Here is a 15,461-nt window from a genome sequence, read left to right as displayed (position 1 = left end):
AGGGTCCGCCATGACCACCGTCCCCACGTACGCTCCGTCCGCAGTCGCCACCACCCACGACGCCCCGGCGGTCCCCGCGCCCCGCCCCCGGCCCGCCGCCCCGGCCGCGTACACCGTCTCCCTCGCCCGCGACGAGGACGACGTGCGCGCCGCCCAGCGGCTGCGCCACCAGGTCTTCGGCGCCGAACTGGGCGCCGTGCTGCACAGCCCGGTCGCCGGTCTGGACGTCGACCCGTTCGACGAGTACTGCGACCACCTGCTGGTCCGCGAGGGCGAGCAGGGCGCCGTCGTCGGCACCTACCGGCTGCTGCGCCCCGAGGCCGCCCGCCGGGCCGGCCGGCTGTACTCCGACGGCGAGTTCGACCTCTCCGCGCTCGCGCCGCTCCGCCCCGGCCTGGTCGAGCTCGGGCGCTCCTGCATCCGCCCGGACCACCGGGGCAACGGCGCCGTCATCAACCTGATGTGGGGCGGCATAGCGCGCTACCTCGCCGACACCGGCAACACCTGGGTCGGCGGCTGCTGCTCGATCGAGCTGGCGGACGGCGGCGCCACCGCGGCCCGGGTCTGGGACACCGTCAGCGCCAAGCACCTGGCCCCCGAGGAGTACCGGGTCACCCCGCACCGCCGCTGGGACGCCACCGGGGTGGCCCGCGCCGATCGGGGCGCGCTGCCGGCCCTGCTCCGCGGCTACCTGCGGCTCGGCGCCTGGGTCTGCGGCGAGCCCGCGTACGACCCCGACTTCGACTGCGCCGACCTGTACGTGCTGCTGTCGCTGGAGCGCACCGACCCCCGCTACCTGCGGCACTTCCTGTCCGGCGTACCCGCCTCGGGCGCGTCGTCATGAGCGTCTGGCTGCCCACGGCGACCTGCCGGCCCGAGACCTGCCTGGCCGAAGCCTCGCCGGAGGTCTCCCACCCCCGGCGGGCGCTGCGGTTGACGGCCTGTCTGGCCGCCGTGCTGGCGGGGGTCGTGCTCAGCCTGCCGGTCCGGCTGTTCCCGGCGCGGGCCCGGGACCGGCTGGTCCGGCTCTGGGCGCGGGTGGTGCTGCGCACCCTCGGGGTGACCGTCCACCTCACCGGGCCCGACGGACCGGGCCCCGGCACTGGCCGGGACGGCGGCGCGGGCGCGGGCCCGCGCGCGGGCGGCGGCACGGGCGGCGGCACGGGCGGCGGCACGGGCGGCGGGGTGCTCGTGGTGGCCAACCACGTGTCCTGGCTGGACATACCGCTGCTCGCCGCCGGGCGGCCGGGCCGGTCGCTGGCCAAGACCGAGGTCCGGCAGTGGCCGGTGCTCGGCCCGCTGATCGCCTGGGGCGGCACCGTGTTCCTGGACCGCGACCGGCTGCGGACCCTGCCGGACACCGTGGCGGCGGTGGCCGAGGTGCTGCGCTCCGGGCACCCGGTGATCGTCTTCCCGGAGGGGTCGACCTGGTGCGGGCGGGAGAGCGGCCGGTTCCGGCCCGCGCTGTTCCAGGCCGCGGTGGAGGCGGGTGCCGAAGTCCAGCCGGTGACGATCCGCTACCGGCTGGCGGACGGGCGGCCGACCAGCGTGCCCGCCTTCATCGGGGACGACGGGCTGCTCACCTCGCTCGCCCGGGTGGTCGCCGCCCGCGGACTGGTCGCCGACGTGACCTTCCTGCCGCCGATACCGCCGCCCGGCCCGCGGCCCGGCCGGGCCGGAGCCCGGCGCGAGCTGGCCCGCACGGCGCAGGCGGCGATCGAGGGCATCCGCTGACCGGCCGCCGGTGCGGCGGGCTCTGGTGGGGCGGACTGCCGCTGCGGCGGACTGCGGACCGGCTTCTCACACGGTCGGGCAGGCTGAGCGCCCCCGCCGACTCCGCCCGTCGCGGACGGGCCGCCTCGGGATCCGACGCCGGGGTAGGCTCCCCGGGTCCACTCGTACGATCACGGAGGAGTCACCGATGCCCGAGCCGTATCCCCTCTACGAGCCGTACGCTCAAGGCCTGTTGGACGTCGGCGACGGGCAGCGGATGCACTGGAACGCCTCCGGGAACCCGGCCGGAACGCCCGCCGTGGTGGTGCACGGCGGGCCCGGCTCCGGTCACAGCCCGGGCTCCCGGCGGTACTTCGACCCGGAGCGCTACCACCTCGTCCAGTTCGACCAGCGCGGCTGCGGGCTCAGCCTGCCGTCCGCCGCCGACCCGTCGACCAGCCTTGAGCACAACACCACCGCGCACCTGATCGCCGACATGGAGCGGCTGCGCGAGCACCTCGGCATCGACAAGTGGCTGCTGTACGGCGGCTCCTGGGGCTCCACGCTGATCCTCGCGTACGCCCAGGCCCACCCCGAGCGGGTCTCCGCGATCGTGATCTGCGGGGTCACCATGACCCGCCCGGAGGAGACCGACTGGCTCTACCGGGGCGTGGGCCGCTTCCTGCCCGGCGCCTGGGAGGAGTTCCGGGACTTCCTTCCGGCCGCCGACCGGGACGGGGACACCTCCGCCCTGCTCGCCGCGTACAGCCGACTGCTCAACAGCACCGACGAGTCCGTCCGGCGGGCAGCCGCCAACGCCTGGGCCACCTGGGAGGACGCGGTCATCTCGCACGAGTCCCTGGGCAAGCCGAACGCGTACACCGACCGCCCCTCCGACGCCCTGATGGCCTTCACCCGGATCACCGCGCACTACTTCTCGCACCACGCCTTCCTGCCGGACGGCCAACTGCTGCGCGACGCCGGGCGGCTGGCGGGAATCCCCGGCGAACTGATCCACGGTCGGCTGGACCTCGGCGGACCGGTCGACACCGCCTGGCAGTTGGCGAAGGTCTGGCCGGACGCCCGACTGACGGTCATCGACGAGGCCGGGCACACCGGGAGCCCGCGGATGAGGGACGCCGTCCTGGCCGCGATCGAACGCTTCGCCTGATCGGCCAGGAGCCCCGGGGCGGTTGGGCCTTCCGTACGAATGGTCCAGACCGAGGAAGGCCTACCATACGACGCATGATCGCCTATGCCCCAGCCGCCCTGTTCTTCCTGTTGTTCGGAATCGGGGTACTACGCGACCGCCGCCAGTTCAGCAACGCCGTCCTGCTCGGCATCGCCGTCTCCCTCCTCTCCCTCGCCCTGCTCGCAGAACTCCGCAAGGCGCCCGGCGTGGTGGTCACGCTCGTCGCGGCCCTCATCGTCATCCTCCCGGCCTTCGGCACGGCGGCCCTGGTCTGGTTCCTGCTCGCCAACGGCCTGACCATGATCCGCAAGGAGGGCAGGCGGCCGGCCAACCTGCTGTCGCTGCTCGCCGGCCTGGGCATCCTCGGGGTCATCGGGCTGCTGGTCGCGGCCCTCGTCGTCCACTCCCGGCAACTGGCCGCCCTGGCGGGCACCGCGGTGCTGGTGGTCGGCTACGTCTCCTTCCTGTTCACCTGCTTCGTCGGCTACGCCTTCCTGTACGGCCGCCACCGGCCGCGCCGGGACGTGGACTTCGTGGTGGTGCTCGGCTCCGGGCTGATCGGTGGCGAGCGCGTCCCGCCGCTGCTCGCCAGTCGGCTGAACCGGGGCCACGAGGTGTACGAGAAGCAGGCCGCCCGCGGCAACCCGCCGGTGCTGATCACCTCGGGCGGCCAGGGGCCGGACGAGAAGCTGCCGGAGTCCCACGCGATGGCCGACTACCTGGTCGAGCGCGGCTTCCCCGAGGAGCACCTGGAGCGGGAGGACCGCTCCCGCACCACCGAGGAGAACCTGCTCTTCAGCAAGGCCATCATGGAGCAGGCCAAGCCCGGCTACCGGTGCGTCGTGGTCACCAACAACTTCCACGCCTTCCGGGCCGCCCTGCTCGCCCGGCAGACCGGCGTCAACGGCCACGTCTTCGGCTCGCCCACCGCCCGGTACTACTGGCCGAGCGCCACCATCCGCGAGTTCGCCGCGATCTTCCTCTCGCACAAGCTGGTCAACTTCGGGATCTGCGGCCTCATCGCCCTCTGCGGCGTGCTCGTGGCCCTCTGATCCACCCCGGGCCCGCCCGCCCGGTGCGGTGCAGGTGCCGGCGCGGTGCGGCACGGTGCGGGTGCGGCCTCCGATGGTCGCCCCGGGCGCGCTCCGGGGCGGCGGAACCATGGCGGCCCGTGCCATGCCCGGGCGGCGGACCTCGGATGACCGCCACATGGCACCGGGACGCGGGGCGCGCCACGCTGCACGGGACAGGCCCCCACTCCTCCCCCACCCAGGAGTCCCCATGCCCTTGCGCCCTGCCGCGGCGGCACTGCTCACCGCCGCCGCTCTCGCACTCGGCACCACCGCGCCCGGTGCGGCCGCCGCCGCCCCCGCCCCGGCCTCCGCCGCACCCTCCCGCACCACGGCGACGGCCACAGCCACGGCCACGAGCGGCAGCTTCCAGCAGGTCACCGGGTTCGGCACCAACCCGGGCAACCTCGCGATGTACACCTACACCCCCGCCGGACTGCCCGGCGGCGCCCCCCTGGTGGTGGCGCTGCACGGGTGCGTCCAGAGCGCCACCGACTACTACCGCAACTCCGGCTGGACCAAGTTCGCCGACCAGTACGGCTTCGCGGTGGTGTTCCCGCAGACCAGCAGCGCCAACAACAGCCTCTCCTGCTTCAGCTGGTTCGACGCGAAAGAGGCCGCCCGGGGCGTCGGCGAGGCCGAGTCGGTGGTCGAGATGGTCACCAAGGCCGAGTCCCTGTACGGCTCGGACGCCCACCGGGTGTTCGTCACCGGGCTCTCGGCGGGCGGCGGGATGGCCGCCGACCTGCTGGCCGACTACCCGGACGTGTTCGCCGGCGGGGCGATCGACTCCGGCCTGCCCGCCCACTGCGCCGCCACCCAGGCCGCCGCCTCCGGCTGCCAGAACTCCGACCAGCGGCTCACCCCGGCCCAGTGGGGCGACAAGGTCCGGGCCGCGTACCCGGGGTACACCGGGCCGTGGCCCAGGGTCGCGATCTGGCAGGGCACCGCCGACACCGTGGTCAGGCCGGTGAACTCGACCGAGCTGCGGGACCAGTGGACCGACGTCCAGGGCATCGGCCGTCAGCCGACCAGCACCCGGAGCCTCCCCGGCGGCACCACCGAGGAGCTCTACGCCGACGCGAGCGGCAGGCCCGCCGTGGCCCTGTTCACGATCAGCGGGATGGGGCACGGCCTGGCCGTGGACCCGGGCTCCGGGGCCGACCAGTGCGGATCGACCGGCGCCTACTTCCTCGACGCGATCTGCTCCGGCTACCACACCGCGCGGTTCTGGGGGCTGGACGGCGGCTCCGGCCCCGCCGACCCCGGGCTGCCGGCCCCGACCGGGCTGACCGCGACCGCGGCCTCCGGTTCGATCGCCCTCACCTGGCAGGCCGTCAGCGGCGCCGCCTCGTACCAGGTCTTCCGCGACGGCGGCCAGGTCGGCGGTGCGACCGGCACGGCGTTCACCGACACCGGGCTCGCGGCCGGCACCACGTACAGCTACACCGTGGCGGCGGTCGACGGGTCGGGCGCGGTCGGCACCCGGTCGGCGGCGGTGACGGCGACCACCCCGGGCGGGGGCACGTCCCAGTGCTACACCGCCAGCAACTTCGCGCACGTGCAGGCCGGCCGGGCCACCCAGAGCGGCGGCCTCGCCTACGCCCTCGGCTCGGGCCAGAGCATGGGGCTCTGGAACACCTTCGTCACCCACACCCTGAAGCAGACCGGCCCGGGCTACTACGTGCTCGCCGACGGCCAGTGCTGAACGGATGACAGCCGGCACGCGGCCGAGCACCGCCGCGACCGCCCGCACCGCCGCGACGGCCCGCGCCACCGCGCCCACCCCGGAGCTCACCCCGCCCCCACCCCCGCCCGGAGCCCGGCGAACAGGTCGGTCTCGACCTCGCCCGCTCCGGCCGCGGCCCCTGGCGCCGCGCCGGGCCCCGGCACCAGGCTCCGGGCCAGGTGGTAGTCCTCGGTCGGCCAGACCTCGCGCTCGATGTCCCGCGGGTGGGCCATGAAAGCCACACCCGGCTGGACCTGGGTGGCGTGCGCCAGCAACGCCGCGTCCCGTACGGCGAACTGCTCGGCGCACGCTATCCGGGTGGTGGTGGCCAGGGCGGGCGGGGTGTCGGGCCAGCCGGCGAGCAGCTCGCCCATCTCCGAGCGGAGGCCCCGTTCCGTCATGGCCTCGTGCAGGGCCTGGAACCAGGCCCGGGAGAGCGCCAGGTGGTAGTAGAGCTTGGCCACCTGCCACGGCCCGCCCAGCCCGGGGTGGCGTTCCGGGTCGGCGGCGGCTTCGAGGGCCGCCACGGTGACCCGGTGGGTCATCACGTGGTCCGGGTGCGGGTAGCCGCCGGTCTCGTCGTAGGTGATCACCACCTGCGGGCGGAACTCCCGGATCAGCGCGACCAGCGGCTCCGCCGCCGGTTCCACCGGCTGGGCGGCGAAGCAGCCCTCCGGGAGCGGCTCGCCCGCCCCGGGCATCCCGGAGTCGACGAAGCCGAGGAACTGCTGGCGCACGCCGAGGATCTCCCGGGCGGCGGCCATCTCCTCGCGCCGGACGCGGGCGATGTCGGCCCGGACCTCGGGCCGGTCCATGGCCGGGTTGAGCACCGAGCCACGCTCGCCACCGGTACAGGTGGCGACCAGGACGTCCACGCCCTCGGCGGCGTACCGGGCGAGGGTGGCCGCTCCCTTGCTGGACTCGTCGTCGGGGTGCGCGTGCACGCTGAGCAGCCGAAGGCCGTCGGGGTGACGGGTGAACACGGGTACCTCCATGCCTGGGTGGTCGGGGACCGACCGGTGGTCAGCCGGACTTGCGGGTGTTCGGGTAGAGCAGTGCCGGAGCGATGGCGAGCGCGGACAGCGCCAGCACCCACCAGAAGGTCTCGCCGAAGGCCGCGCCCGGGTGGCCCAGGTGCGCGTCCTGCGCCTGCAGGAGCGCCAGCGTCAGCACCGCCGTACCGAGCGCTCCGCCCACCCGGTTCAGCACGTTGACCGCGCCCGCCGCCGTCGGCACCTGGTCCTTCTCGACGCTCCCGTACACCGCCGCCAGCCCGGGTATCGCGATCATCCCCATGCCCGCGCCGCGCAGTGCCAGCGAGGCGGCGATCAGCCAGCCGGCCGGTTCGGAGCCGCTGCCCAGCCGGGTGAACGCGACGGTGCCGACCAGGGAGCAGGCGATGCCGATCAGGATCAGCGGGCGCGGCGCGATGCGGTCGGTCATCCGGGCGGCCAGCATGGCGGTGACCGCCGTACCGAGGGCCTGCGGAGCCAGCAGCAGACCGGCCTCCACCGCGCTGGCGTGCCGCACCTGCTGGTAGTACAGCGGCACCAGGAACATCGAGCTGTACAGCGCGGCGCCCTGCAGGAAGCTGTTCGCCGTCGCCACGCTGAAGCCGCGCCGGGCGAACAGCCGCAGGTCGATCAGCGGCGTCCGGACTCCCCCGCGGCCCACCCGCAGCGCGTGCCGGCCGTAGAGCGCCACCAGCACCACGCCCACCAGCAGAGCGACCCAGCCGGCCGTCGCGCCGCCGTCACCGACCGTCGAGAGCCCGTAGACCAGCCCGGTCAGGCCGGGCGAGAGCAGCACCAGACCGATGACGTCCAACCGGGGCTTCGGTGCGTCCGACGGTTCGTCAGCCGGCAGCCAACGGGCGGCGAGCAGCAGGATCACCAGCCCGACCGGGACGTTCAGCAGGAACATCCAGCGCCAGTCGAAGTGCTCCAGCACCAGCCCGCCGAGGATGGGCCCGAGGACCGGCGCCAGGCTGATCGGAAGCATCAGCGTGCCCATCACCCGCCCGACCCTGGAGGGGCCGGCCGCTTGTATGATGATCGCTTGGCCCAGCGGTTGGATCATCCCGCCGCCGATCCCCTGCAGCACCCGGAAGGCGATCAGACTGCCCGTCGACCAGGCCAGCCCGCACAGCGCCGATCCGAGCACGAACAGGACGACCGAGGCGAGCCACGCCCGCCGCCCACCGAACCGCGCCGCGGCCCAGCCCGAGAGCGGCATCGTCAGCGAGATCGCCAGCAGGTACCCCGTGGCCACCCACTGCACCGCCCCGATCGAGCTGTGCAGGTCGCGCCCCACCGAATCGATGCCGACGTTGACGATCGTGCTGTCCAACAGCGCGAGCACCGGCCCGAGCGCGAGCACCGCGCCCATCTTCCACAGGCCCGGCGGAATCGGCTCCGGCTCCCCCTCCCGGACTCCTCCCGGCCGGTCCTTCGCCGTGACGGATGTGGTCATGCGCCCTCCCCTGGTCGCCATCGGGCGAGCCGCTCCCCGAAGCCGCGTGCCGTCACACTGACGCCCACCCGGCACCCTCGCGGACGCCCACCCGGGCGGCCGGTCCGGCCGCCGAGAAGAACTTAGGACGGACCAAGCTTCTGGGTCAAACCTAATTACTGTGCTCGACCCAGCGAACTGCGCTACGCTCCCGCCATGACCGAGACCGGGACCACGCCGAACCTGCGCGAGCTCAACAAGCGCCGCACCCGCGAGGCGATCTCGCACGCCGCGACGAGGCTCTTCATCGCGCAGGGCTTCGACCGCACGACCATCGCCGAGGTCGCGGCCGCCGCGGGAGTCGCCAAGATGACCGTCACCAACCACTTCCCCCGCAAGGAGGACCTCTTCTTCGACCTGCACGAGGAGCTCGCCGGCCGGCTCGCCGCGGCCGTCGCCGAGCGCGCGCCGGGCGAGTCCGCGCTCGCCGCGCTGCGCCGCGACTGCCTGGCCGGGCTCGACCGGCACGACGCCCGGCTCGGCTTCTCCGGCCCGGCCTTCGCCCGCACCGTCTCCGACAGTCCCGCACTGGGCGCCCGACTGCGCGAGCTGCACGAGCAGAGCGAGACGGCACTCGCCGAGGCACTGGCCGAGGCGGTGCACGAGAGACCCGTCGGCTTCGAGTGCAGGGTCGCCGCCGCGCTGCTCGCCGCCGTCGACCGGGCGGTGTTCGCCGAGGTGTTCCGACGCACCCTGGCGGGTGGGGAGCACGCGGCGATCGCCACCGCGGTCCGCCCCTCGGCGGTCCGGGCCTACGACCGCCTGGAGGGCGCCCTGGGGAGCTTCGCCGTACGGGAGGACTAGCGCACAGGCCCACCGCCCCGGGCCCGGGGCCCCGGCCGTACGACCAGGTCAGGGCACCCTTGACGAAAGGTTGACCTGCTCACGGCAGAACGTTGACGATCACCGCCCCTATGGTCGGCGCATGCCCCCACAGCCCATCAGGCCTACCGCCCTGCCGGTCCTGCCGTACCGCAAACCCACCCGCGGCCGGGACTACTGGGTCCTGGACGACGTGCTGCCCGACCCGGACGCCGTCCGGGAGCGCTGCCTGGCCCGTGGGGACTGGACGGAGGGCTACCCGCACCGCCCCGAGACGTGGCCCGGACTGCGCACCATGCCGGGCCTGGAACCCGACGAGCTGGCCCGGGTCGAGTCGCTGGTCCGCAAGGCCACCGGCGCCTCCCGGCTCTGGGTGCAGAGCACCCCGGGCGGCGGCACGCTCAACCACAACTGCGTCCAGGTCGTCGGCGCCGGGGAGTCCGAGTCCCGCCCGCACACCGACTCCCGCGCGCTCTGCCGTTACGCCGCCGTCCTCTACCTCAGCCCCGGCGCCCCCAAGGACGCCGGCACCAGCTTCTACCGCCAGCAGTTCCCCGGCGGCCGCCTCGGCGGCAACCTGGTCAACGCCCCGCACAACAACCTGGTCGAGGCGCTCGGCACCCGCCACGTACCGGCCGACCACTTCACGGAGGACGTCCGCGTCCCCAACCGCTACAACCAGCTGCTCCTCTACCACGCCAACCTGATCCACAGCGCCACCGGCTACTACGGCACCGAACTCGCCGAGCGGCGGATGACGGCGGTCTTCTTCTGGATGGCCTGACCCCCCCCCGCCCCGGAACGGCCCACACCTCACCCGGCCCCCACGTGCGCCAGGCTCGCCCTGGTCAGCGCCGCCGCCAACCGGGCCAGGTCCCCCGGCCCGACCAGCGCCGCCAGCCCGTCCGGCTCGTCCGGCAGCCCGAGCGTCCGGGCCTCCTCCAGCACCCGCTCGTCGAAGTACGGCCGCAGCGAGGGCCAGACCGCCTGCGCCTCGCGCCGGAAGATCCCCGCACCGACCGGCCCGATCCGGGGGAACTCCCGGAGCAGCTCGCCGATCCGCTCGGAATCGCCCCCGGCCTCCTCCCGCAAGCGCCGCAGGTCACCGTGCCAGCGGTCGAGCAGCAGCTCCGCCCCCTGTTCGAGCGCGGTGGCGGTGCTCTCGTCGTAGCGCACGTAGTGGGCCCGGCCCAGGGCTTCGATGAGCGTCCGGCGCCGGGCGCCGGCCATCGCACGCGGGGTCCGCAGCCCGGCGGCCGACAGTTCGCGGGCCGCCGCGGTGGCGGTGCCGGCGCTGATCCGCACCGAGCAGAGCACGGTCAGGACGAGCAGCCGGTACAGCGGCGATGGCTTGTCCCGCAGGGTGATCCCGGCCTCCTCCGCGTAGGTGCGGCCGAACCGGTCCAGCAGTTCGGCAACGGTCGGTTCCACGGCCACCACCTCCCTCCTTCCACGCTTGCCCGGATTCGGGCGCCTCGCACCCGGGGAGGCTCGCCGCATGAGCGAGCGCAGCATGGGGGTCCCCCCGGCCGGAGGCTGGGGGAGAATCATCGAGAGGTGTGCGTGGGCGAAGGCCCCTGCCGAGCGAAGCGAGGCGGGAACATGAGCCGTCCTGCCCTTCCCGCGACCGAGACCGTCCGCCCCGAGTGGGCCGCGATCGACCAGTTGCCCACGGTCGAGCTGCTCCGCCTGATGAACGCCGAGGACCGCACGGTGCCCGCGGCGGTCGCCGGGGAACTGGACCGGATCGCCGCCGTGGTCGACGCCGTGGTTGCGCGGATGGCGCGTGGCGGCCGGCTGGTCTACGCCGGCGCGGGGACGGCCGGGCGGCTCGGTGTGCTGGACGCCGTCGAGTGCCCGCCGACCTTCGGCACCGATCCGGCGCTGGTCGTCGGCCTGATCGCGGGCGGACCCTCGGCCGTGACCGCGGCCGCCGAGGGCGCCGAGGACCGCACCGACCTCGCCGAGGCCGACGTGGCCGCGCTCGCCCTCACCCCCGCCGACACCCTGGTCGGCGTCTCCGCCTCCGGCCGTACGCCCTATCCGCTGGCCGCCGTCCGCGCCGCCCGGGCCGCCGGGGCGCTGACCGTCGGACTGGCGTGCAACCGGGGCTCGGCGCTCGCGGCCGCGGCCGAGCTGGGCGTCGAGGTGGAGGTCGGTCCGGAGGTGCTGGCCGGATCGACCCGGCTCAAGGCGGGCACCGCGCAAAAGCTGGTGCTCAACCTGCTGTCCACGGCCGTGATGGTCCGGCTCGGACGGACGTACGGAAATCTGATGGTCGACCTGCGCGCCACCAACGACAAGCTGCGCGACCGCGCCCGACGGATCGTCGCCGAGGCGACCGGCGCCGACGGGGCCGCGGTCGACCGCGCCCTGGCCGCGACCGGCGGCCGGGCCAAGGACGCGGTCCTGTCCCTGCTCGCGGACGTGGACGCCCCCACCGCCGCCCGCCTGCTCAAGGCCTCGGACGGCCGGCTGCGCGAAGCCCTCCGGCTCGCCCGGCCCTGACGCCAAGCGCCCCGGGGCCGCCGACATCCAGGAGCCGGGCCCTAACGGCCCTCCCCCGCTTCCCGCGCGATCTCCGCGCGGAACCCCTCGATCAGCACCCGCAGCCCGTACTCGAAGTCGGCGTCGTGGTCGGTCATCCGCAGCACGTCGACCGCCTCGCGCAGCAGCGGCAGTCCGCTCAGCGCCTCGTCCGGGAACGGCGGCCGGTCGCGGTCCGCGGCGTCCTGCCGCCAGGCCTGCTCCTCGGTGACCCAGCCCATGATGTAGCGGTCGACGGTCAGCAGCAGCCGCAGCGCCGTGCGCGGGCGCAGCCCGGCTCCGCAGAGCGCTCGCAACTGGGCCTCGACCGCCGGGAGCTCGTCCTCGGTGGGCAGGGTTCCGGCGTGCACCCGGGCGCCGTCGCGGTAGGCGAGCAGGGCGTTCCGCTTGGCGCGGGCGTCGGCGGCGATCCACTCGGGCCAGTGCTCCGGGTCCGGCTCGCGGTCGGGCGGGAGGGCCTCGGCGAGCATCGCCTCGGCCATCAGGTCGAGCAGTTCCCGCTTGCTCTTGAAGTGCCAGTACAACGCCGGTGACTGGACGCCCAGTTCACGGGCGAGCCGACGGGTGGTCAGCCCGTCGATGCCCTCCTCGTCGAGCAGGCGCAGCGCCGTGCGCACCACCTCGTCGCGCCGCAGCGCCATCCGATCGACCTCCCCGTCAACCACTTGCCAGGCCACCTTATCGCCGATAAGTTCCCGAGCTGGAACTTATCGGCGATAAGGAGAGCCGTCGCGACGCCGACGGCCGCGAAGGGACCACCCCCATGACCTCCGGACCGGACCCGACCTCCGGAAGGGACCGCTTCCGGTCCCGAGTGCTGCCCGACACCGCGCCCTGGCGGTCCTCCCGGGACTTCCGGCTGACCTGGACCTCCGGCACGGTCACCCTGCTCGGCTCGATCTTCACCATGACGGCGATCCCGCTCCAGATCGCCGACCTCACCGGCTCGCCGCTGGCCGTGGGCGCGGTCGGCGCGGTGGAACTCGTGCCCACCGTCCTGTTCGGCCTCTACGGCGGCGTCCTCGCCGACCGAGCCGACCGCCGCACCGTCGCCCTGGTCACCGAGGTCGCACTGGCCGCGCTCAGCGCCCTGCTGCTGGTGAACGCGCTGCTCGGCACGCCCTCCGTCTGGCCGCTCTACGCCGCCGCCGGGGTGGCCGCGGCACTCCAGGGGATCCAGCAGCCCTCGGTCGAGGCGATGGTCCCCCGGCTGGTGCCCCGGGACCAGCTGGTGGCGGCGGGCGCCCTGCTCTCACTGCGCTGGAGCATCGGCGGCGTGGCCGCCCCGGCGGCGGCCGGCCTGCTGATCGCCACCGCCGGCGTCCCGGCGGCCTACCTGGTCGACCTCGGCACCTTCCTGCTCTCGATCGCCCTGCTCGCCCGGGTCCGGCCGGTCCCCTCCGAGCGGGACGCCGAGGCGCCGCGGCTCACCGAGTTCCTCGACGGCGCCCGGTACGCGGCCAGGCGGCCCGACCTGATCGGCACCTACCTGGCCGACCTCGCCGCCACCGTCTTCGCCCTGCCCACCGCGCTCTTCCCGTTCCTGGCCGCGGACCTGGACGCCACCTGGGCGCTCGGCCTGCTCTACTCCGCCGGCGCGCTCGGCAGCCTGCTCGCCGCCGCGACCGGCGGGTGGGCGGCGCGGGTGCACCGGCACGGCCGACTGGTCCTGCTCTCCGCCGCCCTGGTCGGCGCGGCGACGACCGCGGCCGCGGTCGCCCCGGGACTGTGGACCGTGCTGCTCTGCCTCACCGTCGCGGGCGGCGCGCACTGGATCGGCGACACCTTCCGCAGCGCCATCTGGAACCAGTCCATTCCGGACGAACTCCGGGGCCGAGCCGCCGGGTTGGAGATGCTGACCGGATCCGCCGGCCCGGCCCTGGGCGACCTCCGGGCCGGCGGGCTCGCCGCCCGACAGGGCATCCGGGCGGCCCTGCGCACCGGCGGCCTGCTCTGCCTCGGCAGCTCGGCCGCGCTGTCCGCCGCGATCCCCGCGCTCTGGCGCTACGACCAGCGGGCCCACCGCACCGGACCGGCCACCGCGGAGCCCACCGCGTGACCAAGCCACCCACCGGCCCCCGCCCCAACCCACCACCCCCCGTACGCAGATCTCCCGACCCCCCTGTCACCGGATCGCCGCAACAGCCGTACGCACCCGACTCGATCGCGTCTGCGGGCTCCCGGCACGGATGCGCCGCTCCCGGCGCGCAACCGTTGACCGACCGCCCCGCCCGGCGGTTGGCTCACCCCGAGCCGGCCGCCGGGGAGTTCGGCGTCCACCGCCGACGCGGCACGGCCGGTCCCAGGGGAGGGAACCAGATGATCCGCATCCGCCGCCCGCTGCGCACGGCCTGCGCCCTCGCGGCCGCCGCGCTGGCCGCCGCCGTCGCCGCACCGGCCCAGGCCGCTCCGGCCGACACGGGCCCGGCCGTCCGGCCGGGCGCCCGCACGGAACGCGTCTCCGTCGGCCCCGGGCACGCTCAGGCCACCGGAGCCTCCCAGGCCGACGGTCTGAGCGCCGACGGCCGCTTCGCCGTCTTCACGTCGGAGGCCGCCGACCTGGTGCCCGGCGACACCAACGGCACGTCCGACGTCTTCGTCCGCGACCTGTGGACCGGCCGCACCGAACGGGTCGACACCGGCCCGGACGGCGCCCAGGCCGACGGCGCCTCCTACCAGGCCGCCATCAGCGGCGACGGCCGCTACGTGGCGTTCAGTTCCACCGCCACCAACCTCGCCCCCGACGCCAACCGCGGCTCCGAGGACGTCTACGTCCACGACCGCCGGACCGGCGAGACCCGGCTGGTCAGCGTCGGCAGGACGGGAGTGCCGCAGACCGGCAAGCTCTCCGGCGTCCCCTCGATCAGCTGGGACGGCCGCTACGTCGCCTACCAGTCCAACCGCGGTGACCTCGCCCCGGGCACGGTCACCTGGTTCGGCGGCAACATCTACGTCACCGACCGCTGGACGGGGGACACCCGCCTGGTCAGCATCGGCGCGGACGGCAGGGAGGCGGACGCCTCCTCCTCCGCGCCGGAGATCAGCGCCGACGGTAACACGGTCGTCTTCATCTCCAAGGCGACCAACCTCCTGGACCCGGGCCAGGCGGGCGGCCTCTCCCCGGAGGCGGTCGCCGAGCTCAGGGCCGGCTCCGACCAGGAGTTCACCGCCGACTCGTCCCGCCCCAGCGCCCGCCCCGATCCCCGAGCCGACGCCCTGCCCGACTCCCGACCCGTCATCCTCCCCGACCCCCGCCCGGAGATCCGCAAGCCGCGCACCTACCCGCTGTACGTCCGCGACCTGCGCACCGGGCGGACGAGCCTGGCCAGCCCGGACGCCGACGGCGGCTACAGGGGCGTGGTCAGCCCCTCGGTCAGCCCCGACGGCCGCTACGCGGTCTACTCCTCCTGGGTCCTGCACGGCGACTCCCAGTGGGACCGCCACTTCGAGGTCTACGTCCGCGACCTCGCGCGGGGCACCGAGACGCTGGTCAGCTCCGGCCTGCCCGGCACGACGACCACCCTGAGCTCCTACGGCGGCCGGATCACGGCGGACGGCCGATGGGTCCTCTTCAGCTCGGAGGCGGCGAACCTCGTCCCCGGCGACACCAACGGCGCCGAGGACGTGTTCCGCCACGACCTCTGGACCGGCCGCACCGAGCGGGTCAGCCTGGCGGGCGACGGTTCGCAGAGCACCGGCCCCTCGCACTCCCCGTTCCCCGGCGCCTTCGGCACCACCGTGGTGTTCGCCTCGGCCGACGGCACTCTCGTCCCCGGGGACACCAACGGCGTCGAGGACGTGTTCCTCCGCCGCCTGCCGCTGTTCTGACACCCGCCCGACGGACCACCGACCCCGCACAGCCCGGTCCGGCGCGGGC

At 74.8% G+C, this 15,461-nt stretch carries 14 protein-coding genes; 10 read left to right on the top strand and 4 right to left on the bottom strand.

Annotation, left to right across the window (positions count from 1 at the left end; translation table 11 throughout):
• Window positions 1-10 precede the first annotated feature (10 nt).
• From ACIQI7_RS28855 to ACIQI7_RS28835, 5 genes are all read left to right on the top strand, one after another.
• Window positions 11-844: a GNAT family N-acetyltransferase gene (locus ACIQI7_RS28855; protein WP_401115344.1), complete on the top strand. Its 834-nt coding sequence runs from the start codon at window positions 11-13 to the stop codon at window positions 842-844.
• Entirely contained in the window at window positions 841-1,734 is an 894-nt protein-coding gene (locus ACIQI7_RS28850) for a lysophospholipid acyltransferase family protein (RefSeq protein ID WP_401115340.1), read from the top strand. The genes ACIQI7_RS28855 and ACIQI7_RS28850 overlap by 4 nt, the downstream gene beginning before the upstream one ends.
• A gap of 187 nt (window positions 1,735-1,921) precedes the next feature.
• Entirely contained in the window at window positions 1,922-2,884 is a 963-nt protein-coding gene (gene pip, locus ACIQI7_RS28845; RefSeq protein ID WP_401115337.1) for a prolyl aminopeptidase, read from the top strand.
• 74 nt (window positions 2,885-2,958) lie between these two features.
• Window positions 2,959-3,957, top strand: a complete 999-nt coding sequence (locus tag ACIQI7_RS28840) for a YdcF family protein (protein WP_401115334.1) — start codon at window positions 2,959-2,961, stop codon at window positions 3,955-3,957.
• Between the two features lie 229 nt (window positions 3,958-4,186).
• A complete protein-coding gene (locus ACIQI7_RS28835) occupies window positions 4,187-5,683 on the top strand; it encodes a PHB depolymerase family esterase (protein WP_401115331.1) in 1,497 nt (498 codons plus the stop codon).
• Between the two features lie 86 nt (window positions 5,684-5,769).
• On the opposite strand, the gene mca is transcribed toward ACIQI7_RS28835, so the two are convergent.
• A complete protein-coding gene (gene mca, locus ACIQI7_RS28830; protein WP_401115328.1) occupies window positions 5,770-6,699 on the bottom strand; it encodes a mycothiol conjugate amidase Mca in 930 nt (309 codons plus the stop codon).
• Window positions 6,700-6,727: 28 nt separating this feature from the next.
• On the bottom strand, window positions 6,728-8,176 hold the full coding sequence (locus ACIQI7_RS28825) for an MDR family MFS transporter (RefSeq protein ID WP_401115324.1): 1,449 nt from the start codon (window positions 8,174-8,176) through the stop codon (window positions 6,728-6,730).
• A 195-nt stretch (window positions 8,177-8,371) separates the two neighbouring features.
• Between ACIQI7_RS28825 and ACIQI7_RS28820 the strand changes: the two genes are divergently transcribed.
• Both ACIQI7_RS28820 and ACIQI7_RS28815 read left to right on the top strand, forming a co-directional pair.
• On the top strand, window positions 8,372-9,019 hold the full coding sequence (locus ACIQI7_RS28820; protein ID WP_401115321.1) for a TetR/AcrR family transcriptional regulator: 648 nt from the start codon (window positions 8,372-8,374) through the stop codon (window positions 9,017-9,019).
• A 121-nt stretch (window positions 9,020-9,140) separates the two neighbouring features.
• Window positions 9,141-9,821: a DUF6445 family protein gene (locus tag ACIQI7_RS28815; RefSeq protein ID WP_401115318.1), complete on the top strand. Its 681-nt coding sequence runs from the start codon at window positions 9,141-9,143 to the stop codon at window positions 9,819-9,821.
• Between the two features lie 29 nt (window positions 9,822-9,850).
• Here ACIQI7_RS28815 and ACIQI7_RS28810 read toward each other — a convergent pair whose 3' ends face one another.
• Window positions 9,851-10,474, bottom strand: a complete 624-nt coding sequence (locus ACIQI7_RS28810; protein ID WP_401115315.1) for an endonuclease — start codon at window positions 10,472-10,474, stop codon at window positions 9,851-9,853.
• A gap of 165 nt (window positions 10,475-10,639) precedes the next feature.
• On the opposite strand from ACIQI7_RS28810, the gene murQ reads away from it, so the two are divergent.
• Window positions 10,640-11,545 (top strand): N-acetylmuramic acid 6-phosphate etherase, encoded by a 906-nt coding sequence (murQ, locus tag ACIQI7_RS28805; RefSeq protein WP_401115312.1) that lies wholly within the window; start codon window positions 10,640-10,642, stop codon window positions 11,543-11,545.
• Between the two features lie 41 nt (window positions 11,546-11,586).
• Here murQ and ACIQI7_RS28800 read toward each other — a convergent pair whose 3' ends face one another.
• Complete coding sequence (locus tag ACIQI7_RS28800) at window positions 11,587-12,225, bottom strand: TetR/AcrR family transcriptional regulator C-terminal domain-containing protein (protein ID WP_401115309.1); 639 nt, start codon at window positions 12,223-12,225, stop codon at window positions 11,587-11,589.
• Between the two features lie 122 nt (window positions 12,226-12,347).
• Between ACIQI7_RS28800 and ACIQI7_RS28795 the strand changes: the two genes are divergently transcribed.
• Entirely contained in the window at window positions 12,348-13,643 is a 1,296-nt protein-coding gene (locus ACIQI7_RS28795) for an MFS transporter (RefSeq protein ID WP_401115305.1), read from the top strand.
• 260 nt (window positions 13,644-13,903) lie between these two features.
• Window positions 13,904-15,412 carry a TolB family protein gene (locus ACIQI7_RS28790; protein ID WP_401115302.1) on the top strand — a complete coding sequence of 503 codons (1,509 nt, stop codon included), beginning with the start codon at window positions 13,904-13,906 and terminating at the stop codon, window positions 15,410-15,412.
• The last annotated feature ends 49 nt before the right edge of the window (window positions 15,413-15,461 follow it).

This window comes from Kitasatospora sp. NPDC092039, from assembly GCF_044756065.1.
Classification (GTDB): Bacteria; Actinomycetota; Actinomycetes; order Streptomycetales; family Streptomycetaceae; genus Kitasatospora.
This window is presented reverse-complemented; position numbering and strand designations above follow the sequence as displayed.

Coding starts and splice junctions, on each gene's coding strand:
- ACIQI7_RS28855 (WP_401115344.1), top strand. CDS start 11: ATGACCACCGTCCCCACGTACGCTCCGTCCGCAGTCGCCACCACCCAC.
- ACIQI7_RS28850 (WP_401115340.1), top strand. CDS start 841: ATGAGCGTCTGGCTGCCCACGGCGACCTGCCGGCCCGAGACCTGCCTG.
- pip (WP_401115337.1), top strand. CDS start 1,922: ATGCCCGAGCCGTATCCCCTCTACGAGCCGTACGCTCAAGGCCTGTTG.
- ACIQI7_RS28840 (WP_401115334.1), top strand. CDS start 2,959: ATGATCGCCTATGCCCCAGCCGCCCTGTTCTTCCTGTTGTTCGGAATC.
- ACIQI7_RS28835 (WP_401115331.1), top strand. CDS start 4,187: ATGCCCTTGCGCCCTGCCGCGGCGGCACTGCTCACCGCCGCCGCTCTC.
- mca (WP_401115328.1), bottom strand. CDS start 6,699: ATGGAGGTACCCGTGTTCACCCGTCACCCCGACGGCCTTCGGCTGCTC.
- ACIQI7_RS28825 (WP_401115324.1), bottom strand. CDS start 8,176: ATGACCACATCCGTCACGGCGAAGGACCGGCCGGGAGGAGTCCGGGAG.
- ACIQI7_RS28820 (WP_401115321.1), top strand. CDS start 8,372: ATGACCGAGACCGGGACCACGCCGAACCTGCGCGAGCTCAACAAGCGC.
- ACIQI7_RS28815 (WP_401115318.1), top strand. CDS start 9,141: ATGCCCCCACAGCCCATCAGGCCTACCGCCCTGCCGGTCCTGCCGTAC.
- murQ (WP_401115312.1), top strand. CDS start 10,640: ATGAGCCGTCCTGCCCTTCCCGCGACCGAGACCGTCCGCCCCGAGTGG.
- ACIQI7_RS28800 (WP_401115309.1), bottom strand. CDS start 12,225: ATGGCGCTGCGGCGCGACGAGGTGGTGCGCACGGCGCTGCGCCTGCTC.
- ACIQI7_RS28795 (WP_401115305.1), top strand. CDS start 12,348: ATGACCTCCGGACCGGACCCGACCTCCGGAAGGGACCGCTTCCGGTCC.
- ACIQI7_RS28790 (WP_401115302.1), top strand. CDS start 13,904: ATGATCCGCATCCGCCGCCCGCTGCGCACGGCCTGCGCCCTCGCGGCC.